This is a genomic window from Sphingomonas soli NBRC 100801 (assembly GCF_001591025.1).
In the GTDB taxonomy this organism is placed as follows: domain Bacteria; phylum Pseudomonadota; class Alphaproteobacteria; order Sphingomonadales; family Sphingomonadaceae; genus Sphingomonas; species Sphingomonas soli.
On record NZ_BCTZ01000001.1, the window covers coordinates 103,572 to 123,745 of the forward strand.

The 20,174-nt window shown below is 69.0% G+C and carries 22 protein-coding genes; 13 read left to right on the top strand and 9 right to left on the bottom strand.

Annotated features, from left to right (window positions below):
- Positions 1-5: 5 nt before the first annotated feature.
- Both SSO01S_RS00520 and SSO01S_RS00525 read left to right on the top strand, forming a co-directional pair.
- Positions 6-2,954 (top strand): TonB-dependent receptor, encoded by a 2,949-nt coding sequence (locus SSO01S_RS00520; RefSeq protein WP_066793575.1) that lies wholly within the window; start codon positions 6-8, stop codon positions 2,952-2,954.
- The gene (locus tag SSO01S_RS00525; protein WP_218000319.1) at positions 2,951-5,002 is read left to right on the top strand and encodes an Atxe2 family lasso peptide isopeptidase; all 2,052 of its coding nucleotides are present in this window, start codon (positions 2,951-2,953) and stop codon (positions 5,000-5,002) included. The genes SSO01S_RS00520 and SSO01S_RS00525 overlap by 4 nt, the downstream gene beginning before the upstream one ends.
- Here the strand turns inward: SSO01S_RS00525 and SSO01S_RS00530 are convergent.
- The 7 genes from SSO01S_RS00530 to SSO01S_RS00555 all read right to left on the bottom strand — a co-directional run bounded on the left by SSO01S_RS00530 (position 4,985) and on the right by SSO01S_RS00555 (position 10,588).
- Positions 4,985-6,721 carry an asparagine synthase-related protein gene (locus SSO01S_RS00530; protein ID WP_066793585.1) on the bottom strand — a complete coding sequence of 579 codons (1,737 nt, stop codon included), beginning with the start codon at positions 6,719-6,721 and terminating at the stop codon, positions 4,985-4,987. The genes SSO01S_RS00525 and SSO01S_RS00530 overlap by 18 nt on opposite strands.
- Positions 6,718-7,395, bottom strand: a complete 678-nt coding sequence (locus SSO01S_RS00535) for a lasso peptide biosynthesis B2 protein (RefSeq protein ID WP_066793588.1) — start codon at positions 7,393-7,395, stop codon at positions 6,718-6,720. The genes SSO01S_RS00530 and SSO01S_RS00535 overlap by 4 nt, the downstream gene beginning before the upstream one ends.
- Positions 7,392-7,517 carry a benenodin family lasso peptide gene (locus SSO01S_RS17405; RefSeq protein WP_157073566.1) on the bottom strand — a complete coding sequence of 42 codons (126 nt, stop codon included), beginning with the start codon at positions 7,515-7,517 and terminating at the stop codon, positions 7,392-7,394. The genes SSO01S_RS00535 and SSO01S_RS17405 overlap by 4 nt, the downstream gene beginning before the upstream one ends.
- A 120-nt stretch (positions 7,518-7,637) precedes the next feature.
- Positions 7,638-8,231, bottom strand: a complete 594-nt coding sequence (locus SSO01S_RS00540) for a GntR family transcriptional regulator (RefSeq protein ID WP_066793591.1) — start codon at positions 8,229-8,231, stop codon at positions 7,638-7,640.
- A gap of 10 nt (positions 8,232-8,241) precedes the next feature.
- Entirely contained in the window at positions 8,242-9,117 is an 876-nt protein-coding gene (locus tag SSO01S_RS00545) for a phytanoyl-CoA dioxygenase family protein (RefSeq protein WP_066793594.1), read from the bottom strand.
- A gap of 14 nt (positions 9,118-9,131) precedes the next feature.
- Complete coding sequence (locus SSO01S_RS00550) at positions 9,132-9,752, bottom strand: acyl-homoserine-lactone synthase (RefSeq protein ID WP_066794213.1); 621 nt, start codon at positions 9,750-9,752, stop codon at positions 9,132-9,134.
- 89 nt (positions 9,753-9,841) lie between these two features.
- Positions 9,842-10,588 carry a LuxR family transcriptional regulator gene (locus tag SSO01S_RS00555; RefSeq protein ID WP_066793596.1) on the bottom strand — a complete coding sequence of 249 codons (747 nt, stop codon included), beginning with the start codon at positions 10,586-10,588 and terminating at the stop codon, positions 9,842-9,844.
- Positions 10,589-10,948: 360 nt separating this feature from the next.
- On the opposite strand from SSO01S_RS00555, the gene SSO01S_RS00560 reads away from it, so the two are divergent.
- Together SSO01S_RS00560 and SSO01S_RS00565 are read left to right on the top strand one after the other, a co-directional pair.
- Positions 10,949-11,188 carry a transcriptional regulator domain-containing protein gene (locus tag SSO01S_RS00560; RefSeq protein ID WP_066793598.1) on the top strand — a complete coding sequence of 80 codons (240 nt, stop codon included), beginning with the start codon at positions 10,949-10,951 and terminating at the stop codon, positions 11,186-11,188.
- A gap of 10 nt (positions 11,189-11,198) precedes the next feature.
- Positions 11,199-11,738 (top strand): DUF2285 domain-containing protein, encoded by a 540-nt coding sequence (locus SSO01S_RS00565; RefSeq protein ID WP_066793600.1) that lies wholly within the window; start codon positions 11,199-11,201, stop codon positions 11,736-11,738.
- Between the two features lie 217 nt (positions 11,739-11,955).
- Here SSO01S_RS00565 and SSO01S_RS00570 read toward each other — a convergent pair whose 3' ends face one another.
- Entirely contained in the window at positions 11,956-12,864 is a 909-nt protein-coding gene (locus SSO01S_RS00570) for an endonuclease/exonuclease/phosphatase family protein (RefSeq protein ID WP_066793603.1), read from the bottom strand.
- Between the two features lie 459 nt (positions 12,865-13,323).
- On the opposite strand from SSO01S_RS00570, the gene SSO01S_RS00575 reads away from it, so the two are divergent.
- Both SSO01S_RS00575 and SSO01S_RS00580 read left to right on the top strand, forming a co-directional pair.
- Positions 13,324-13,719, top strand: coding sequence for a DUF2958 domain-containing protein (locus tag SSO01S_RS00575; RefSeq protein ID WP_066793606.1), 396 nt, complete (start codon positions 13,324-13,326; stop codon positions 13,717-13,719).
- A gap of 61 nt (positions 13,720-13,780) precedes the next feature.
- Positions 13,781-15,541 carry a ParB/RepB/Spo0J family partition protein gene (locus SSO01S_RS00580; RefSeq protein ID WP_066793609.1) on the top strand — a complete coding sequence of 587 codons (1,761 nt, stop codon included), beginning with the start codon at positions 13,781-13,783 and terminating at the stop codon, positions 15,539-15,541.
- A gap of 122 nt (positions 15,542-15,663) precedes the next feature.
- On the opposite strand, the gene SSO01S_RS17840 is transcribed toward SSO01S_RS00580, so the two are convergent.
- A complete protein-coding gene (locus SSO01S_RS17840) occupies positions 15,664-15,999 on the bottom strand; it encodes an excalibur calcium-binding domain-containing protein (protein WP_066793611.1) in 336 nt (111 codons plus the stop codon).
- Positions 16,000-16,117: 118 nt separating this feature from the next.
- On the opposite strand from SSO01S_RS17840, the gene SSO01S_RS00590 reads away from it, so the two are divergent.
- The 7 genes from SSO01S_RS00590 (at position 16,118) to SSO01S_RS18050 (ending at position 20,168) form a co-directional block, all read left to right on the top strand.
- On the top strand, positions 16,118-16,552 hold the full coding sequence (locus SSO01S_RS00590) for a Ros/MucR family transcriptional regulator (protein ID WP_066793613.1): 435 nt from the start codon (positions 16,118-16,120) through the stop codon (positions 16,550-16,552).
- Between the two features lie 347 nt (positions 16,553-16,899).
- Entirely contained in the window at positions 16,900-17,202 is a 303-nt protein-coding gene (locus SSO01S_RS00595) for a DUF736 domain-containing protein (protein ID WP_066793615.1), read from the top strand.
- A 173-nt stretch (positions 17,203-17,375) separates the two neighbouring features.
- Entirely contained in the window at positions 17,376-17,609 is a 234-nt protein-coding gene (locus SSO01S_RS00600; RefSeq protein WP_066793618.1) for a helix-turn-helix domain-containing protein, read from the top strand.
- On the top strand, positions 17,606-18,133 hold the full coding sequence (locus SSO01S_RS00605) for a S26 family signal peptidase (protein WP_083942749.1): 528 nt from the start codon (positions 17,606-17,608) through the stop codon (positions 18,131-18,133). The genes SSO01S_RS00600 and SSO01S_RS00605 overlap by 4 nt, the downstream gene beginning before the upstream one ends.
- Positions 18,121-18,729, top strand: coding sequence for a lytic transglycosylase domain-containing protein (locus SSO01S_RS00610; RefSeq protein ID WP_066793624.1), 609 nt, complete (start codon positions 18,121-18,123; stop codon positions 18,727-18,729). The genes SSO01S_RS00605 and SSO01S_RS00610 overlap by 13 nt, the downstream gene beginning before the upstream one ends.
- Complete coding sequence (locus SSO01S_RS17845) at positions 18,726-19,304, top strand: hypothetical protein (protein ID WP_245646535.1); 579 nt, start codon at positions 18,726-18,728, stop codon at positions 19,302-19,304. Before SSO01S_RS00610 ends, SSO01S_RS17845 begins: the two co-directional genes overlap by 4 nt.
- A 264-nt stretch (positions 19,305-19,568) precedes the next feature.
- Positions 19,569-20,168, top strand: a complete 600-nt coding sequence (locus SSO01S_RS18050; RefSeq protein ID WP_369404231.1) for a hypothetical protein — start codon at positions 19,569-19,571, stop codon at positions 20,166-20,168.
- The last annotated feature ends 6 nt before the right edge of the window (positions 20,169-20,174 follow it).

Below are 20,174 nucleotides of genomic sequence, written 5' to 3' on the forward strand. Positions count from 1 at the left end.
TAACCATGGGCCGCTTCGGACATCTCTATCTCGGCACTGCCGGTGTCGCGGCAATTGCACTGGTCGCCAGCCTGCCGGCCTGTGCCCAGGCCGACGCGCCGCAGCGCTTCACACTTCCCGCGCAGGACCTCGGCGCCGCAATCCGTGCCATCGCCCTGAGCTCGGGCCAGACGGTCGTCGCCCCGACCGATCTGGTCCGGGGCCTGCGCGCGCCTGCGATCGATGGCACTTATACCCCCGAGGAAGCCGTGGCTCTGCTGTTGCGGGGCACGGACCTCCGGGTCGCCCGCGTTGGAAACGCCTTGGTGATCCAGCGCCAGCCCGCCGAAAGCGCGTCAGACGCCCAAGGCGAGGCTGAGGGTGCCGGGGACGAGGCGATCCTCGTAACCGGCACCCGTATCCGCGGACGTGCGCCGGCAGGCGCGTCGGTCCACGTCATCGACCGCGAGGCGATCGACCGGTCAGGCTATGCGACGACCCAGCAGATTCTCCAGACGCTGCCGCAGAATTTCGGGGGCGGTCCCAACGAGACGACGATCGAGACCAACCGTGGCAATGCAGGGCTCAACCAGACCTATGGCTCGGGCATCAACCTGCGTGGTCTCGGCAGCTCGTCGACGCTGATCCTGCTGGGTGGCGAGCGCCCGCCGATGGGCGGGTTCGCCGGCATCTTCACCGACCTGTCGATGGTGCCGACGGTGGCGATCGAGCGGATCGAGGTGCTGCCCGACGGTGCGTCGGCGCTCTATGGCTCGGACGCGGTCGCCGGCGTGGTCAACATCGTCCCGCGCCTGCGCTTCGACGGGATCGAGACGGGCTTTCGCTACGGGCGGGCCGACGGGTTCGACGAGGTGCAGGCCAACGGCATCGCCGGCACGCACTGGTCGAGCGGGCGGCTGGTGGTGTCCTATGAATATTATCAGCGCGGCCGGTTCGCTGCCGCCGACCGGCCCTATGTCAGCGAGGACCTCCGCCCGCTCGGCGGCGGCGACTATCGCGGGCTCTACGCCAATCCCGGTACGATCGTCGCGGGCGGGCGAACCTACGCCATCCCGGCAGGGCAGAACGGGCAGGCATTGCCGCCCGGGAGCCTGGTCGCGGGAACGCTCAACCGCGGCGACCAATGGGCGGCCGCCGACGTGCTGCCCGAGCAGCGCCGGCATGCGGTGTTCGGCGCGATCAGCCAGTCGCTCGGGCCATCGATCGAGCTCTACGCCCAGGCACTGTTCGGCGATCGCCGCTTCGACAAGCGGCTCGTGTCGAGCATCAACAATGCGGCGCGTACGGTCCCGGTCGCCAATCCCTTCTATGTCGATCCGATCGGCACCCGTCAGCCGGTCCAGGTCCGCTACAGCTTCGTCCGCGACCTTGGTCCGGAATCGACCCGGGGCTCGGCGCGTGCGTTCGGCGGCACCTTCGGCGCGCGGGCGACGCTGGGAGCGTGGCAGCTCGATCTTCACGGCGGCCACGGCGTGCAGGACGAGCATTGGCGCCGCTACAATCTCGTCAACACCGCGCGACTGGCCCAGGCGCTCGCCGATCCCAACCCCGCGACCGCCTATAATCTGTTCGGCGACGGTCCGAATACCAATCCGGCGACGATCGAGCGGGTGCGCGGCAGCACCAGCAGCAGCGGCCGCTACACGATGTGGACCGCGCAGCTGCGGGCCGACGGACCGCTGTTCGCGCTGCCCGGCGGGCAGGCGCGGCTCGCGGTCGGCGGCGAATATCGCCGCGAGCGCTACCGCGACACCGGCGGCATCTCGGACCGGTCGTCGCTGACGCCGCAGCCGCTCGCCGTCACGCCGTTCCCCGACGGCCGCGAAGTCACCGCGGGCTATGCCGAGCTGTCGCTGCCGCTGGCCTCGCCCGAGCTTGGGGTTCCGGCGTTGCATCGGCTCGAGCTCTCGGCGGCGGTCCGCGCCGAGCGCTACAGCGACTTTGGCGACACGACCAACCCCAAGCTCGGCCTGACCTGGGAGCCGGTTGTCGGCCTGGGGCTACGCGGCACCTATGGCACATCGTTCCGTGCGCCCAGTTTCGACGACGTCCGTCAGGATCCGGCAAATATCGGCTATTTCGCGATCGAGCTCGCCGATCCCGCGGCGCCGGGCGGTGCAACCACCGCGCTGATCATCCGCGGCAACGATCCCGACATGCGGCCCGAGCGCGCGACCACCTGGACCGTGGGCATCGACCTCAACCCGAAATGGCTGGACGGTTTCCACGGTCGCCTGACCTGGTTCGACATCCGCTACCGCGACCGGATCGCCAGCCCCTCAGCCGACGTCTACAACTTCCTGGTCAAGCGGGCGATTTACGCGCCGATCATCGACGCCGCGCCGAGCCGGGCGGCGATCGATGCCTATTATGCCAGCCCCTATTTCCTCGACTTCTTCGGGATCCCGGCGAGCCAGGTCACTACGGTGATCGACGCGCGCAACCAGAACCTGTCGCTGCAGCATCTGACCGGGCTCGATTTCGATCTTGGCTATAGCGGCTCGTTCCTGGGCGGGACCGCCGAGGTCGGGGTCAGCGGCAGCTATCTGCTCGACTTCAAGCAGGCGCTCACGGCGGATGCGCCCGCGGCCGAGTTCGTCGACACGCTCGGCTATCCGGTCGACCTGCGGCTGCGCGGCCGTCTGAGCTGGTCGGGCGAGGCGTTCGGCGCAGCGCTGTCCGTCAACTATATCGACGGCTATACCAACCGCACCCAGGCGACGGTGCAGCGCGTCGATGCCTGGACCACCCTCGATCTGCAGCTGAGCTATCGCTTCCCGCAGCAGCGGGGCCCGCTCGCCGGGCTGCGTCTGTCGCTCAGCGCGACCAACCTGCTCGACGCCGATCCGCCGTTCACCGTCAATGCGCTCGGTTCGACGACGATCGGCTACGATCCTGAGAATGGCAACGCGATCGGCCGGCTGATCGCGTTCCAGGTCAGCAAGCGATGGTGAGCCGCTGGCGGCTCGCGGCGGCGCTCGCCGGCATGCTTTCGAGCGCGCCGGCGAGTGCCGGGTGCGCCGAAAGGCTGCTGCCGGAGCGCGTCGAGGCAGCGGAACGCGATGTCGGCCCGGTGGATCTCGCCGAGCTTCGCGACTTCGGGGCCCCGGCATCGCACCCTGCGATCGCGTCGCCGTTCGCGCTCTCTCCCGATGGCCTTATGGCAGCCGTGGCGCTGCGCCGCGCCGACACCGCCGGCAACAGCTATTGCCTGGGCGTCGCGCTCGTTCCGCTCGATGGCGGGAAGCCGCGGCTGATCGACGTCGGCGGCGAACCGCTGATGGTTGCGTTCGATCTGCGCGGCGGCGCCGATCGGCGCAACGGGGTGGTCACCGCGACTCCGCTTGGCTGGTCTCCCGACGGGCGCTGGATCGCCTATCTGCGGCGTGACGGCGGCCACACCCAGTTGTGGCGCGCCCGCGCCGATGGCGGCGGTGCCGAGCCGCTGACCCGGGCGGCAACCGATGTGCGGCGGTTCGCCTGGACCGCTGGCGGGCGGTTGCGCTTCACGACGCGTCCCGGGCTGGCGCCGGCCGCGGCGGCGATCGAGGCCGAAGGGCTTGGCGGCTTCCGCTTCGACGTGCGGTTCCAGCCGATGGCCAGCGATCGGCCGGCGCTGCCCGCCTCGGCGGCGTTCGAAACAATTGAACTGGATCCGGTCACCGGCGCCTTCGGGGCTCCCGGCCCCGACCCGGCGCCATCGGATCCGCCCGGCGCGCTGCGCGCGGTGCATGGGCTTGGCGGCGGGGTCGCCTGGACCAGCGACCGCAATCCCGGTGCCTATGCCGGGCCGGCGATGCTTCAGGCGCGGGTCGGCGTGCGAAGATGGGCGTGCGACGACCCCGGTTGCGCCGACGGCGTGGTCGGCTTCTGGTGGCAGGGACCGGCCACGCTGCTGATCCTGCGCGACTGGCCCGAAACCGGCCGGATGTCGCTCTACCGCTGGCGCCTGGGCTACCGTCCCGAACGGTTGTGGGACACCGCCGATCTGCTGCTCGGGTGTCAGCTATGGCGCGCCGAGCTGATCTGCGCCCGCGAGGCGCCGCTCGAGCCGCGGCGGATCGTGTCACTGTCGATAGAGCGCGGCACCTCGCGGCCGATCTTCGACCCGAACCCGGAATGGGCAGGGTTCCGTCGCCCGAGCGTAACGCATCTCGATGTCGCCGCTTCCGACGGCGCGCGCACCTTCGCCAAGCTGGTGCTGCCTCCCGGGCATCGTGCGTCCGAGCGCCGTCCGCTCGTGATCGTGCAATATGAGAGTCGCGGCTTCCTGCGCGGCGGCACGGGCGACGAATATCCGATTCCCGTGCTCGCGGCCCAAGGGTTCGCGGTGCTCAGCTACCAGCGGCCGCAGCAATTCGCCTATGGTTCGTCGGCGGCCAGTCTCGGCGAATTCCAGCGGATCAACGTGACCGGCTGGGCCGATCGCCGCCGCGCGTTCAGCGGGCTCGAGGCTGCCGTCGATGCGGCGATCGCGCAGGGTGGCGTCGATCCCGGCCGGATCGGCATCACCGGCTTGAGCGACGGCGCGAGCACCGCCGCCTGGGCGCTGATTCACAGCCGGCGCTATCGCGCGGCGATCGTCAGCAGCTGCTGCGAGGATCCGAGCGCGAGTGGTTTCGTGATCGGCCCGGCCTATCAGGCCGAGACCGCCAGCTACGGCTATCCGCCGTCGGGCCAGGATCCCGAATTCTGGCGGCCGCTGTCACTCTCGCTCAACGCCGAGCGAATCGAGGCGCCGCTGTTGATGCAGCTTTCCGACCGCGAGTTCCGCATGGCCCTCGACGCCGAGGCGCGGCTGCGCTCGCTCGGCAAGCCGGTCGCGCTCTACGTCTTTCCCGACGAATACCATGTCAAATCGCAGCCTGCGCACCGCCTCGCCATCTATCGCCGCGTGCTCGCCTGGTTCGACTTCTGGCTCCGACGCGCAGACCCCTCCAAGCCGGCGGCGGAGCGGTTCTCGGAGTGGCAGCAGCTCGAAGCCTCAGTCCCTGTGCCATGAACGCGCCCAGGCCTCGATATCGGCGAGGTCGAGCAGGCGGTTCGCGTCGTCGCCGGGTACGGGTGCAGCGGCGTCCAGCCGCGTCGCTACCGCCGCGCGATCGACGATGCGGTGCTCCGCGAGCAACCCATCGCACAGCAACTCGCGTAGCGCGCCACGACGGTCCTCGACCAGCCGCGCGGCGAAGCCGTCGAAACTGCCCTTAGCCCGCCGGGCAAGGATCGTCTCGGGGAGGATGTCCGTGAATGCGGCACGCGCCACGGCGCGATTGCGGCCGCCGGCGCACCACAGCCAGCTCGGCACGCCGAGACAGGCTTCGACGAGCGGCTGCGCGAGCAAGGGGCAAACCAGCGGCGCATGCGCCTGATATTCATGCGCCTCGAGAAAATTGTGGATGCGGACGAGCCCCGCGACATGCGCGCGCTTCCCCGGCAGCGCGTCGCGGCAATCGGCATTCCATGCATGTTCGGCGGGGTCGGGCGTGTCGCGGGCACATTGGTCGGTGAGGAAGGCCGTCTGCCGGAACCAGGCGCGCGTAGGACGTGGATATAGATAGCGTTTCGCCGCCTTGCGCAGCGCATCCCAATAGGCGACCTCGCGTAGCGTGCTCAGGTCGCGGAGCGTGGCGTCGAACCCCCGCCAGCCCTCCAGCGCCAGGCGGTCGATCGCCGGGAGCACCGATCCCTGGTAGCAGAAAACGTCGTCGCCGCCCGCGCCGCTGAAGAAGGCGTCCGCATGGATCTCGCGCGCAAGCGTGAGGCTGAGCCGGTCGAGCACCTGTGCGAAGCTGCGGGCATGCGGCCGGGGGAGCGCCGCCGCGGCCGACCGCGACAGATCGATGTCCGAAGGGTCGGGTGCGAGCGGATGCAGCGGAAAGCCGAAATGGTCGGCGACGACCTTCGCATAGCGCACTTCGTCGAGGTCGGAACCCCGTCCGCGGAAGGTCATGCATTGCGCGGGAATCGATGCCCGTCCGAGGCCCGCGGCGACGATGCTCGAGTCGAGCCCGCCGGACAGCTGCAGCAGCGGTCGCGCGAAGCGCGCACCCCAGGCGCCGATCGACGCGAGTGCCGCCTCGCGCACCAGCGCCGCCGCTTCGCCGAAGTCGTGCGTCAGCGGCACGAGATGCGTGCTGGGCTTCCAGTGCAGCACGGGCCGCACCAGCCGCCGGTCGAGGCAGAGCTCGGTGCCGGGAAGCAGTTCTTCGATCGGGCTGAGCGCGGTCGAGGCGCTACGGGCGTCGACGTGCAGCGCCGTGCTCGCAACCTGCTCCCAGGCGATAACCGGCGCGATCAGCCCGCTCGCCGCAAGCAGGGCTGCGTCCGACGCGATGGCCCGTCCGCTCGTGAGCGGGGCATGGTAGCAGGAAACCGCGCCCGACGGATCGCGCAGGACCGTCGCCGGCCCGGCGCCCGTCCGGATCAATAGATAGCCGCCCCAGATGGCGTTCACGATCTCGCCGGCCTTTGCCGTCGCGGCGTAGTGGATGAGCGTCTCGGGCGCCGGCGCCGCGCACCGGCCGCTGCGCGCGAAAGCGTGGCCGATCAGAACTCCTGCATCATCCGGCAGCAGCGCGACCGGCAGATCCGGGCTGGCGAGATAGGTCAGCGCCCGATTGTCCACGATGACCGCCAGGCCGAGCCGAGCCGCGGAGGCGCGCACCGGCGCCAGATCGGCGGCGCGCGCGTGGATGAGCGCAAGAAAGCCGGGCCTGCTCACAGCGCCCGGATCGGCACGAAGCGCGACACCGTGTCGATGTCGTCGTTGAGGACATACGTCGCATCCTGCACCCAACAATGCGCACGAAACGGGGCGAGGGTGACTCCGAACACGAGCGTCGGTCGCGGTGTGTGTGGGCCGAGATAGCGCAGCAGCGCGACCGAGCCTGACAGGCAGTTGAGCCGGATCGGCAGCAGCCTGCGTGCCGCGCGGAACGAAAGGCACGCAGCGTGCAGTTCTCGATCGGCTGGCGCACCTGGAGGGGGAAGATCCTGGAGCACGCGCACCAGCGATCGCATCCGAAGCGACGCGCGCGCCGACACGCTGGCGATCACGGCGCGTCCGAGCATCGCCGCAGTCACTGGCGCCGATCCCTGGGTAAGATCGTCGGCGGCGGTTCGGGTGTCGCACGCGCGGATCTCCCTTGCGGGCGCTTCGGCACTGACCAGCAACCGGTTGCGAACCAGCGCGTTGGGCGGCGCGCCCGTCTGGTCTGTCAGCCAGATGCGGGTTGCCGCGTCGACCTCGGCCGGCAGGCAGAAATAGCGGTCGCGGCGAAGATCGAGAAAGACGAGGTACTTTCCGGCGTCGCAGAAGCTGACTTCGGGAGCGAGGGTCCAACCCATCGAGCGATGGACCGGCGCCGGCTGCCCGGCGCCGGTCCCCGAGCTCATTCGTCGGCAATGCCGAGCGGGAGCTGGCGCGCCTCGATGTCGACGAACTTCTCGCCGCCACCCTGGGTCTCGACGCTGGCGGCGCCGAGGTCGACGAGCTCGCTATGTTCACGGTTGTCCATGATCGTCTCCTTGGTCTGCCACGGATGAGTCGTGGCAGGCTGAGGATCGATCCGCGGATCCGATACCCGAACTTTATATGACCGATATTCGCAGATTGTTTGGCGGGTTGCGGTGCAGCATCAGCTTTGCGGGCGATAGACCTGCCGGACGATGTCAGGGACCGCGGCGATTCGCCGGCGGTGATAGCGGCCGAGCAGCCCGCGCAGGGTGCGGAGATCGGCTTCGAACATGTCGGCGAGTTCCTGGCCGACCTGGACAAGCACTGCGAGTTCGGCGCGGCGCACGGCATGGAGCCGGTCGTTGAGGCGCTCGATCGCAATCAGCTGCTCGCGATTGTTGGCGGCGGCGGCGATCGCCGCGAACAGCGCCTCGGCGATGTCGGCGGAATGCGCCTCGGGCGGCGGCGGGGGCAGGAAGCCTGCGCGGCTGCGCGTCGAGCTCCTGAGCGCGAGCAGCAGCAGCTGGTGGTTCCAGGCATAGAGGTCGCGCAGGTCCGGTTCGCTCAGCATCGGCACATGAAAGCCGTCGCTGGTCGTTGCCACGAGCCGTTCGCCTGCCAGCCGGTGCAGCGCATCGCGCACCGGCGTGATGCTGGCCGTCAATTGCGCGGCGAGCGGCGCCGGGTCGAGCCGCGTTCCCGGCACCGCCTGCCCCTCGTGCAGCATCGCCTTGAGTCCGGCATAGACGCGTTCGAAGACGGGGGCGGCATTCATCGTCCGTGCCTCATTCGACGCTGCGCCGGAATGCGGCCGCCATCTCGGCCTGGTCGGGCCGGAGCGCATCGACTGCGCCCCAGCGCTCGGGGAGCGCGTCCTCGAGCAGCACCGACGGGCATTGGCCTTCGACATTGCCGAGGTTGGGGCGGTGCTGGCGATAGCCGACCAGCGCGGCGAGCTCGGGCGGGAAGTGCCGCGCGACCGACGGCGGATAGGCGAGCCACTGATTCTCATAGGGCTTGAGCCAGCCCAGGCAGTAGGAAACGATCATGCCGCGGCGGATCGCCGGGGTGCGGTTGGCACCGGCGCCGTGGAGCGTCGAGCCGAGGAACAGCAGCGCTGAGCCCGGCGCCATTTCCGCTGCGAATGCGCCTTCCGGCTCGCCTTCGGTCAGCGCGCTTGCGCCGTGGCTGTCGGGATAGACGATCGTGGCGCCGTTCTCGGCGGTGAACGGCGTGAACGGCCACATCACATTGACCAGATACTCGACCTCGCCCTTCACGCCTTGCCACATATCCTGGTCGCGGTGGGGGAACTGGCGCGGCGCGCCCGGATGGATCTCGATCGCCTGGGTCAGGTTGAGCTGGACGGTGTCGCACCAGGGCGCCAGCACGCGCTCGACGATGTCGAGGACGTGGGGATGGCGGACAAAGGCGTCGGCATGCTCCGAGCGCGCCAGCAGGCTGCCGAGCCTTTTGGTACGGTGGCCGTAGAAGTCGCCCTTGCAGAACAGGGTGCGGTCGAAGGCGGGACGGAGATCATCATCGAGTGCTTGCACCAGCCCGGGCGGGACGGCATCGGACAGCACGCACCAGCCTTGGGCGAGCAGCTCTGCGGTCCAGCTGCCAACGGCATCGGGGCGGGGAAGGGGACGGCTTGCCATGGTCGTTCCTCCGTTCAGGCCGCGTGCCGCGCGTCGGCGGCCGACAGAACGGCGTCTGGCACGATCCCGGCGCGGCGGAGCAGCGCGGGTGTGTCGGGCGTGACCGCGATGCTGAGCGCCCCGAGCATCGTCTGGCCGGACCGGTGGGGGAGGCCGAGCGGTTCGCAATCCCAGCCGAAGGCGAGGATCTGCTGCAGCCAGCCGGTCTCCGCGACGCCGGTATAGCCGGTGAGCCCGGTCTCGAGCGCATGGGCGGCGAGTGCATGGACGAGCGTGTCGCGGGTGCGGCGGCGCTGGCGCGCATTCTGGCGCGGATCGAGGCAGAAGCGGGTGATCTCGCGGATGGCCGCGCTGCGCGGGATCGCACCCTCGCACAGTTCGGGGAACAGCGTGTCGAGGATGTGCGGGCGCGTCGTCTCGAGCAGTCGCGCCGAGCCGAGATGATTGCCCGCGGCATCGCTCAGGACGAGATAGGTGGCGTGCGGATCGTCGAACTGGTCGATCTCGTAGCGATCGGCGAGCACGGGCACGTCCCAGCCGAGCAGGTCGACGAACACGCGCTTGCGCGCTTCGAACATGGCGCGGAGGATCGCATCCCCGGTGCCGCCGGCACCGGATCCGATGGTGAGAAACATGTGATTGGCTCCCGTGGGATTGAGCGCCAGCACTCACCAGAATGGCGGATTTCGGGGTATCCCCGGAAATGGGGAAGGGCCAGGCGCCGCTAGCGTCCGAACACGTCGGCGAAGCTGATATGTCCGTCGAACAAGGCGCGGACCGCGAGCTGCGGCCGCTTGGCGACATCGAAGCGCTCGCGTGCCGTGTTGAGATGCTGGGTGCACGTCTCTGGACTGAGCCCGAGGATCTGTGCCATCTCCCAGTCGCTCTTGCCGCGGGCCATCCACAGCACGCAGTCGCGCTGGCGTTCGGTCAGGGTCGGCGAGTCGGCCTCGACCAGCCGGATCTGGTTGATCCGTCGGGCCGCTTCGAACGCGAAGGCGCCGACCAGTTGCGCGATCGGCAGATGGTCGTCGCAGACTTGGCTGGAAGGCGCGACCGCGAACGAGCAGGATCCGCTCGCCTCGCCCGGGATATGCGCCGGAACGGTGAAGCCGTCGCCGATACCTTCGCCGCGTGCCCTTTCGAGCACATCGCGATCGGCCGTGGTGAGCTTGATCATGCCCGGCACCCGGTCCCACAGGAACCCGGCACTGGTGATCTGGCTTGCGCGATGGACCGGGTCGGTCACGCCCAGCCCGTTCTCGTCGAACCACGCCACCCAATTGGGCGGATAATTGTGAAGCCGCACCGCATCTGTCCCGCGCGCGGTGAAGTCGACATGGTGGGTCAGCGCGAAATAGTCGAAGCCCATCGCCGCGCACACGATCGCCAGCGCCTCGTACAATTCATGGTTGGTCGTGGCATGCCGGACCAGATCGAGAAATTCCTTGGCTGCCGCCAGGTTGATCATCGCAAATATGATCGATCGAGGGGGCGTTTCCCAAACCGCCGTAGCCCATGGATCGCCTTGTTTGTCCCGGTCCGCGTCTCTCATCTCGCGGACTGGAGGACGTTACGCTTACTCGCCTATGGCGTTCTTCCTTCGAATTCTACCGCATGCCGCAGTGCACCATCGCTCTCGTCATCCCCATTTCCGGGGAAGGCGCGCATTCTTCCAATGTGTTCTGGCTGGGACGCCTCGCTTTCAAGGTATGTATGATGCGTTCTTCAGTGCCATTTCTTTCCAATCTCCCAATTTCGCCAATATTTCCAAGGGTTGATATCCCAACCGGCGTGAATCCGGCACATCCGGTCGTCGGAGCGCTGGATCATGGCTGAGGGCCGTCAGGTCGGCGTCCCTGACGGCGCCGACGGTGAGGCCTATCGCTGGCTCGAGCGGCTCGACCGCACGGGCTGGGCCTGGGAATGGCTGCGCCGCGATCTCGGCTATCGCGGCGGCGCAGGGCGGCGCGAGGCCATCCCCTGCGGACCAACGATCGTTCCGCGCGACGCCCCGGACCCAGAGCGGGGGCTCCTCTTTCGCCGAGGATCCCGCGCTTCCTGCCTCTGAGGCGACCATCTTGTTCGACGCCGCGGTCGATAGCTCGGTGCTCGCCTGCGAGGTCGTCGAGGCCGATATGGAAGGGTTCGACCTTTGCCGTGCGGGTTGCTTCTCCGCGCTGTTGCGGGGCGACGATCCGCGGGAGCATCTCGTGCTCGGCGACGGCCTGCGGCGGCTGCGGCTCGACATCGCCGGCGGGTCGCTGCTCGGCGGGCCGGTGCGGCTGCGCTTCCGGCTCGAGGGGTTGCGCGCGATCGAAGCGCCGCTGCTGACGCTTCGCCGGCTGGTGGCGTTCGACCGGCTTGGCCGGATGCCGCAGGGACTGTTTCCCGCACAGCGCCCCGTCCGTCGCTGGATCGCGGCGCTGCGCGCGTTCGATGCGCATCGCGCCGGCGCGTCGCAGCGCGAGGTCGCCGAGACCGTGATCGGCGCTGGCCGGGTTCGGTCCGACTGGAATGCCGGCAGCGACTATCTGCGCTCACAGGTTCGCCGCCTGCTCAGGGGCAGCGAGCGGATGACCCGGGGCGGGTGGCGCAGCCTGTTGTCCAAGGGCGAGTAATTGTCCTTGGGGGAACGCGGGGGACCAAGGGAGCGCACACTGGCGGACTTCTGCGAAGCCGCCAGGGGTCGCGCGTCTATCTGGCCCGCGTGGCACGCTCGGCGCGCCTTGGGGACGCGGCGGCGGCTGGCGCACGAGGTGGCGCGCGCACGCCGCCGCGCCTTTGGCGGCGCTTTTCGAGAGTGCGTTGCTTGTTGGCGCGGCCTGTGGCCGCGCGTCAGCGGGCGAGCTGGACCGCGATGGGGCAATGGTCCGAATAGCGGGTGGCGGTGGCGTAGGGCGTCTCAGCAAAGGCATTGAAGTCCAGGGTGGCGCGCCGGTCGAGGACGATATGGTCGATAAAGTCCTGGTAGCGCGGATCGCATTTGGGACGGATGCCTTGGTCGGCAAGCATCAGGTCGGCATTGGCGGGGTCGCCGTCGTCGAGTTCGGCCCAGACTGGGTCGTTTGGACCGGCGAGGCGGCGGTTCCAGTCGCCGAGCACGATGAAGCGGGTTGGCCCGGCCGCAGCGGTATCGATCCAGCGTTCGAGGACCGGGACCTGGGGCAGGAAGCTCTCGCACGCCGGACCCTGACTGCCCGCGAAGCAGCCTGACTTGAGGTGAATGGACAGCAGCCGCAGCGGCTGGCCGTTGGCGGGACGCACGGTGATGTCGACGGCGGAGCGCAGGTTGGGATTGCCGAGCTGCAGGTCGGTCACATCGGCGTGGCGGTCGAACTTCAGGTCCTTGCGGATCGCGAAGCCCACGGCCTGGCGGATGAACATCTGGCTGGCATTGTTGCCGCCGCAGGTTCCGCTGACCACGCCTGGACGCTTTTCCATGACGATCGTGTAGCGCTCGGGATCGAAGACGCGCGCCGCGGCGGCGATGCTCTCGGCTTCCTGGAAGGCGATGACATCGGCGTCGAGGCCGTCGGCGATCGCGCGCATCGCGGCATAGTCGGCGCCGGTGCGCGGCTTGCAGCCCGCGCCGTCCTTCTCCGCCAGGAATTCGAGATTCCAGCTGGCGACCTTGAGACCTCTGGCCGGAGCCTGTGCGCTGTCCTGCGGCGGCGGGGCAGGGGGGATGGCGCAGCCGGCAAGCAGGGCGGCGAGGGCGAATGCGAGGGGCAGGCGGGCGATCATGGATCGTGATTAATCGCTGGGAGCCCTAGGCGGCAAGGTGGCAGTCACGGCGCCTCGCGCAGCTTCCCCTTGCGCGACCGCGTGCTACGGCGCTCGTTGGCCTGACGGCCCTGCGCGCCGCCGAGCCCTTCGGTCTCGGCCATGCGGTGACGCCCGCTGGCGCAGATGCGGTGGCTGCTGGCGCAGCCGCGTTCTCGGTTGTGCCTCTCCCGTCGAGCGGGAGGTGGCCGGCGCTCCCGGCTAGGCCCGCAGCGCCCGGCGGCAACCCGGCCTTGCCGGGTGCTCCACTGCGTTTCGCCCTGATCGGTGCCGCCCGCCGCTTTGCGCGGGCCTTCTCCGTCCGCCTCGCCGCCCACCCCCCGCTCTTCCGGCGAGGCATGTTTTTGGCGGCGTGGAGGATGCGATGCGCAGAGCCGCTGGCCGTGATGCCCAGACCCAAGCGAGGGAAGGGGGCGCGGCATGATCCGGCTCCCCGACGATATGTTGGCCGCGCTGCTCGCCAATGGCGCGGCGACCCGCGCGGCGCAGCGGCGCGATACCCGCGAGCCCGACCCGGTGCCGGTGTTGAAATTGTTCAATCCGGTGGGTGCCGCGACATGGCTCGCGACCGAGCTGGACGAGGACGGCGACACGCTGTTCGGCTTGGCGGACCTCGGTTTCGGCTGTCCCGAGCTTGGCAGTTTCAGCCTGTCCGAGATCGGCTCGGCCCGGCTCCCCTTCGGCCTCGGCATCGAGCGCGACGAGGATTTCTCGACCCCGTTCGCGCTGTCGGTCTGGGCCGACCGGGCGCGCCGCGAAGGCTCGATCATCGCAGCCGAGGCCGTGCTGCGCAGCGAAATTCCACCCGGACCCTGAGTCCGGCGGAGCGGCGCGTGGCGCGCCTTTCCGCCGCATCCACGTTCAAGGAGTGAACCTCATGAAACTCGCCTTCATCGCGCTCGACCGGCTCTCGGTCAGCAAGTCCAACATGCGCCACGCCAAGGCCCCGCCCGACGTGAGCGATATCCTCCCGACCATCCGCAAGCGCGGGGTGATCCAGTCGCTGCTGGTGCGGCCCGGCCCGGAGGAGGGGCATTTCCAGATCGATGCCGGGAGCCGCCGCTTCCACGCCGCCGGGATCGACGCCGCCGAAAAGGAGATCGCGCCCGCCGACTATCTGCTGCCGTGCGGCATCCTCGAAGACGGCGACGATGCCGCCGCGCTCGAAGCCTCGATGATCGAGAACATGGCGCGGCTCGACCCCGACGAGGTGCGCCAATGGGTCAGCTTCACCGGCCTTGTGAAGGGCGGGCAGACGCCTGAGGAGATCGGGCTGACGTTTGGGATTCCGGAGTTGGCGGTGCGGCGCATCCTCGCGCTTGGCAATCTTCTGCCGCGCATCCGCGATCTCTACAGCCGGGACAAGATCGACCGGGTGACCATCCGTCATCTGACGCTTGCCAGCAAGGCGCAGCAGAAGAACTGGCTGGCGCTGTTCGACGACCCCAAGGCCCATGCGCCTACGGGTGCGAATGTGAAGTCGTGGCTGTTCGGCGGATCGACGATCCCGACCGCGAATGCGCTGTTCGACGTCGCAGCCTATGGCGGCGCGGTGGTCGCCGACCTGTTCGGCGAGGGCGGCTATTTCGGCGATGCCGATGCCTTCTGGACTGCCCAAAACGCCGCGATCGATGCGCGCCGCGCCGCCTATCTGGAGCAGGGCTGGGGCGAGGTCGTGCTGCTCTCGCCGGGCGAGCATTTCCACAGCTGGGAATATGAGAAGACGCCCAAGAAGAAGGGCGGGCGCGTCTATATCGTCGTGCGCGCCAATGGCGAGGTTGCCTTCCACGAAGGCTATCTCAGCCGCCGCGAGGCGTCCAAGCGCTCCAAGGGGGAGGCCCCCGATGCGGCCAAGCCCGCCCGCGCCGAGATCACGAGCGCCATGCAGGCCTATCTCGACCTGCACCGCCACGCCGCCGTGCGCGCGGCGTTGCTCGCCAAGCCCGGCGTGGCGCTGCGCATGATGGCGGCGCATGTGATCGGCACCGGCGCGGCGCAGTGGAACGTGCGCCCCGATCCGCGCAGCGCGCCGAGCGATGCCATTGCCGAAAGCGCCGAATGCGCGCCGGGCGAGGCGCTGTTCGACACCAAGCGCCGCGCGGCGCTCGCCGTTCTCGGCTTTGGCGAGGACGAAGCCAATCTCGCGCACGGCTATGGCGTCGGGCACGAGGTGACTGCCGTGTTCGAGCGGCTGCTGAAGCTTCCGGACCCCGTGGTACTGGAACTGGTCGCGGTGGCGATGGGCGAAACCCTGGCGCGCGGTTCCGCCGAGCTCGAGGCGCTGGGGCTGTGCCTGGGCGTCGACATGGCCGACTGGTGGGAGGCGGATGCGGCCTATTTCGACCTGATCCGCGACAAGGAAGTGCTGGGGTGCATCGTCGCCGAGGTCGCGGGCAAGCAGGTCGCCGACGCCAATGCAGGCGAGAAGGCCAAGACCTTGAAGACCATCGTCACCGCGCATCTGGAAGGCGCGGACGGACGTCCCAAGGTCGAGCGCTGGGTGCCCCGCTGGATGGCGTTCCCGCCCGCCGCCTATACCGCGCGCGGCGGCGTCGGCACCGTCAAAGCGCATGCCCGGATGATCGGGGCACGGTCCACCGAACCGGACCCCGAGGTCGAGGAGAAGCTTGCCGCCTGAGCGACGTGCGGGGGCGGTTTTGCCGTCCCCGCATTGCCGGAACCCACGAAAAATCGGCCGCGCCGCGCACCCCTTCGGGGACACGCGGCGCGGCATTTGTTTGTGTGGGTCACGGGTCTGGGTCAGCGATAGGGTTCGCAGGCGATGCCGTCCAAATCGCCGTCCATCGCCTCGCGATAGCCTGGCTGGCCGCGATAGATCGGCGCGGCGCCCGCTGCTCGCGCCGCGTCGCAATTGCGGTAATAGGCCGACCGCTCGACCTCGGCGCGCTGCTCGGGCGTCATCGCCATGCGCTGCGACACCGCCGCCAGCTGCGGCATCCCGAACCAGATCGCCGCCGCGATTATGGCCCACAAGGCCAGCGCCCCGATGCAGAATTCGCCGCGCGTCTCGCGTCGGCCGCGCGGTCGGTAGCGGCGCGGGCGTCCGCCTTGCCGGTGATGAAGTCGGCTTGCCATGGCTCGCGAGCATTGCACCGCCCACTTGCCAATCGCTTAAGACGGGCCCAGGCGTTCGCGGCGATCTGCTCGGCTTTGGATGCGTTTCCAAAGGGCCGGCGACAGTAAAGGATTCCCGATGTCCGAAGATAGCGACGAGATGCTGTTGACCCTGACCGCTGACATTATTTCGGCGCATGTCAGCAACAACACCGTCCCGATCGCCGAGCTGGGCGGGCTGATCCAGAATGTACATGACACCTTGTCCCGGCTCGGATCCGTCGCCGCCGCGCCGGAGCCTGAGGCCGACCAGAAGCCAGCCGTTTCGGTCCGCTCATCGGTCAAGCCCGACGCGATTACCTGTCTCGACTGCGGCCGGAAGCTCAAGACGCTCAAGCGCCACCTCGCGACCGACCACGGCATGACCCCGGCGGAGTATCGCGGCAAATGGAAGCTGCCCGCCGACTATCCGATGGTCGCTCCCGCCTATGCCGAGGCGCGCCGGACCATGGCGAAGAAGATCGGCCTGGGCCGCAAGCTTGGCGAGAAACGCAAGCCGGCCAGGCGCAAATAGTCCAGCCCGACCGCGCCGCCACCATCGGGTGGCGGTGCCGCGCCTGCTCATGCCGGGCGAGGCTATCACCCGAACGAGGCCGTGAGGCTAGGATCGGCCGGCAGACACCGAAGCGGTGCGGTTGTGCGCGGACCCGCGCCGAACCCTCCCGATAATGCTGGCTTCAGCCGCGAAGCGTCCTCCTCGAGATGGCACTTGGCGGCGCGCGGCCTTCATGCCTGCAACGGCTTCGCCGTCCTCCACTGCGTTTCGGCCCTTCGGGTGCACGCAGGCCGCTTGCCCCGCCGGTCAGATGCCATCGAGGCCGCAATTTCGCGGGCTTCGAGACCAAGCATCTGGAGGTTCACATGGCACAGATTGGCAGCTTCACCCGCGACGATGCCGGCGTCTTTTCCGGCACCGTCTGCACCTCGGTCCTCAAGTTCAAGGCGGTGATGAAGCCTTGCGCGAGGGACAATGACAAGGCGCCCGACTACCGGATCACCACGTCCAATGGCGCCGATGTCGGGGCCGGCTGGACCAAGGCGGCACGCGAGACCGGCGCCGAATATGTCTCGGTCAAGCTCGACGACCCGGCCTTCCCCGCGCCGATCTACGCGACGCTCGTGCAGGGCGATGGCGGTGAGCACAAGCTGATCTGGTCGCGCTGATCCCGCCGCCGCGGCGCTCCCTTTGGGGGTGCCGCGGTCAGGCCTGTCAGGGGTGTCGAATAGGGCTGTCGATTTCCGGGGGGTGGCGTTTTCGACCCTCCGCCGATCCTCGCCCGTCCGGCAACTGCTCGCGTCAGCCGGGCCCCGAGCCCGCCACTGACGGGACTTGCTTCATGGACGCCGACGAGCATGACCGGGCCGAGCGCGCCAAGCGCGGCAGCCCCTATCTGACCACCGCCCAGGCCGCGCATTATCTCGGCATTTCCGAGCGCACGCTTCAGCGGATGCGCGGCGGGAAGCTCAAGGACCCTGGTCCCACGCCGCGCCGCCATGCCCGCATGGTCCAATATCATATCGACGATCTCGACGCCTGGTCGCGCGGCTCCTTCGAAGGGAAGAAGGCATGACCCCGCAGGAATCGCGCGAATTCGCGCGCGCCTGGCGCTGGATCCTGGCCGGCCTTGCCTGTTTCTGGGCGACGGTCGCGACGATTGTCTTTCCGCCCGCGCCGCGACTCATCTGGAACGCAAGCGACAGCGCGCCGCGCGGGCTCTACCGCGTCTTCCCCGGCGTGGCGCCGGGGCGCGGCGACATGGTGGTCGCCTGGGCGCCGGAACCCTGGCGCAGCCTCGCCGCCGGGCGCCATTATCTTCCGTCGAACGTGCCGCTGGTGAAGCGGGTTGCGGCGCTGGACGGCGACCGGGTCTGCGCGATCGGCCCTGCCATCCTCGTCAACGCCCGCCGCGTCGCAGCCCGGTCGGCCACGGATGGCCGCGGCCGCCCCATGCCGTGGTGGGAGGGCTGCCGGACCCTCAAGCCGGGCGAGTATCTGCTGCTGATGCCTGCGCCAGCGTCGTTCGACGGGCGCTATTTCGGGATCAGCCGCGAGGACCAGCTGGTCGGCAAGGCGAGGCTCCTATGGGCCCGCTGAGACTTGTCCTGGCGCTGCCCGCACTTGTCCTCGCGGTCCCCGCCGCCGCCGATCCGGTGGCGCGCTGGCAGCCCTTCATCGCCGAGGCGTCGCTCCGCTTCGGCATCCCAGAGGCCTGGATCGCGCGGGTGATGCGCGCCGAAAGCGGGGGAAAGACACACATCGGCGGACGCGCGATCCGCTCGCCCAAGGGCGCGATGGGGCTGATGCAGCTGATGCCGGGCACTTGGGGCCAGATGCGTGCGCGGCTCGCACTCGGCACCGATCCCGATGATCCGCGCGATAACATCCTCGCGGGCACATTCTATCTCAGGCTGATGTACGACCGGTTCGGCTATCCCGGGCTGTTCGGCGCCTACAATGCCGGGCCCGCGCGCTACGCCGCCTTCCTGGCCGGGCGGTCGAGACTTCCAGCCGAGACGATCGGCTATCTGAAGAGCGTCGCACCGCGCGCGGAAGGCGCGCGCGAGCCCGCCGTGCCAGCGCCTCCGCCGACATTGTTCGCGGTCCCGAACCAGGCTGCCGCGCCCCGCGCCGCGACCGGGATCGAACCGCCAGTCCCGAGCCTGTTCGCGGTCCGGAAGGAACCGCAATGACGGTCCGGTGGGGAAGGGGCTCGTCGTGGTCGTCCCAGCATGACGGGCGCCGCGACAGCTATCAAGGCCTGCGGGTACCCCCCAATTTGCTGCGCAAATCGGTTCCCCCCGCATCCGCTTCGCGGCGCCTGCGCTTCGCTCCGGCGGCCCTGACAGCCGCCGCGCCGCCCGTCGTCGAGGCCGCGTCCTCATTCAAGAGGGCGTTCAAGCGGAGACGGAACATGACCTATCAACCCATCGGACAAGCGGCGGATCGCGTGGTTTCGACGCTGATTTCGGGGCTCGAACTCGAGTTCGGACGCGGGGCCGGCGAGGCCTTGGCGCAGCGGTTTCTGGCGGCCGAGGAGGTCGAATTTCACTGGGATGCGCGCGTGGAAGAGCGCTGGATCGGGACGTTCGAAGGGTTGCCCGAGGACGTTCTTGAGCTCGATCGGATACGGATCATGGGGCGCCTGGATGGCCGCTGGTTCGTCGCGGTGATGATCGTCGACGGCGACGGAAATGCCCATGGGATGATGGGCAAGCGCGTGTTTTCCAGCCGGGCCTACGCGGTCCGGGCATTCGCGGATGCGTGACGGCAGAAGGCCGGGATGCGGTGCCGGACAGGCGTTCGCGTCCCGGCCTATTTTTGCGCGCCGAGGGGAGAGAAGGGGTGGCAGGAGAGGGAGGAAGGGAATGCAAGAGAAAGGCAATGTCTCGCGAGACTTGCTATGTGATTGTCTGCACATCGTTTTTTCGCGAGACATGCGATCTGCGGCGCGAGACATCCTCGCCAGAAATGGCGGAAATCCGCCATTCTTCATGGCCGTTTGCGAGACTCTGCCCGTGGGTTCGCCGGCATGAGCGAGGACGACGATTTCACCCCGCGCCTGGGCAAGATCCGCAACCGGGGCGGCGGCAAGCGCGCCCGGCGCTACCTCGCGACCGTGGTCGTCGCCGCGGTCCGCTCGGCCGAGAAAGGCGCGATACGCAGCCGCCGCTTCGACGGCAGCCGGATCGGGCGCGGCGCGAGCATGGGTAGGCTGTTGTCGAGCCGCGACCGGCTGGCGGCGTTCCGGTCGCGCCGCGCAGTGGTCAAGACGCGGCTGGTCCGGCTCGGCGGCAAGGGCCTGTCGGCGGCGCGCGCGCACCTGCGCTATATCCAGCGCGACGGCGTCACGCGCGAAGGCGAGCCGGGCCAACTCTATTCCGCCGAGCGCGACCGCGCTGACGGCAAGGCGTTCCTCGAACGCTGCGACGGCGACCGCCACCAGTTCCGCTTCATCGTCTCCGCCGAGGACGGTTCGGAATATCCCGACCTCAAGCCCTATATCCGCCGCCTGATGACGCAGATGGAAGCCGATCTCGGCACGCGTCTCGACTGGGTCGCGGTGGACCATTTCAACACGGCGCATCCGCATACCCACATCATGCTGCGCGGCGTCGACGACCGGGGCTAGAATCTT

Bases quoted from the DNA above. Each gene is read 5' to 3' on its own strand.
- SSO01S_RS00520 (WP_066793575.1), top strand. From the start codon at position 6: ATGGGCCGCTTCGGACATCTCTATCTCGGCACTGCCGGTGTCGCGGCA.
- SSO01S_RS00535 (WP_066793588.1), bottom strand. From the start codon at position 7,395: ATGAGCTCGGGGACCGGCGCCGGGCAGCCGGCGCCGGTCCATCGCTCG.
- SSO01S_RS17405 (WP_157073566.1), bottom strand. From the start codon at position 7,517: ATGGACAACCGTGAACATAGCGAGCTCGTCGACCTCGGCGCCGCCAGC.
- SSO01S_RS00540 (WP_066793591.1), bottom strand. From the start codon at position 8,231: ATGAATGCCGCCCCCGTCTTCGAACGCGTCTATGCCGGACTCAAGGCG.
- SSO01S_RS00545 (WP_066793594.1), bottom strand. From the start codon at position 9,117: ATGGCAAGCCGTCCCCTTCCCCGCCCCGATGCCGTTGGCAGCTGGACC.
- SSO01S_RS00550 (WP_066794213.1), bottom strand. From the start codon at position 9,752: ATGTTTCTCACCATCGGATCCGGTGCCGGCGGCACCGGGGATGCGATC.
- SSO01S_RS00555 (WP_066793596.1), bottom strand. From the start codon at position 10,588: ATGATCAACCTGGCGGCAGCCAAGGAATTTCTCGATCTGGTCCGGCAT.
- SSO01S_RS00560 (WP_066793598.1), top strand. From the start codon at position 10,949: ATGGCTGAGGGCCGTCAGGTCGGCGTCCCTGACGGCGCCGACGGTGAG.
- SSO01S_RS00570 (WP_066793603.1), bottom strand. From the start codon at position 12,864: ATGATCGCCCGCCTGCCCCTCGCATTCGCCCTCGCCGCCCTGCTTGCC.
- SSO01S_RS00575 (WP_066793606.1), top strand. From the start codon at position 13,324: ATGATCCGGCTCCCCGACGATATGTTGGCCGCGCTGCTCGCCAATGGC.
- SSO01S_RS00580 (WP_066793609.1), top strand. From the start codon at position 13,781: ATGAAACTCGCCTTCATCGCGCTCGACCGGCTCTCGGTCAGCAAGTCC.
- SSO01S_RS17840 (WP_066793611.1), bottom strand. From the start codon at position 15,999: ATGGCAAGCCGACTTCATCACCGGCAAGGCGGACGCCCGCGCCGCTAC.
- SSO01S_RS00590 (WP_066793613.1), top strand. From the start codon at position 16,118: ATGTCCGAAGATAGCGACGAGATGCTGTTGACCCTGACCGCTGACATT.
- SSO01S_RS00595 (WP_066793615.1), top strand. From the start codon at position 16,900: ATGGCACAGATTGGCAGCTTCACCCGCGACGATGCCGGCGTCTTTTCC.
- SSO01S_RS00600 (WP_066793618.1), top strand. From the start codon at position 17,376: ATGGACGCCGACGAGCATGACCGGGCCGAGCGCGCCAAGCGCGGCAGC.
- SSO01S_RS00605 (WP_083942749.1), top strand. From the start codon at position 17,606: ATGACCCCGCAGGAATCGCGCGAATTCGCGCGCGCCTGGCGCTGGATC.
- SSO01S_RS00610 (WP_066793624.1), top strand. From the start codon at position 18,121: ATGGGCCCGCTGAGACTTGTCCTGGCGCTGCCCGCACTTGTCCTCGCG.
- SSO01S_RS17845 (WP_245646535.1), top strand. From the start codon at position 18,726: ATGACGGTCCGGTGGGGAAGGGGCTCGTCGTGGTCGTCCCAGCATGAC.
- SSO01S_RS18050 (WP_369404231.1), top strand. From the start codon at position 19,569: ATGAGCGAGGACGACGATTTCACCCCGCGCCTGGGCAAGATCCGCAAC.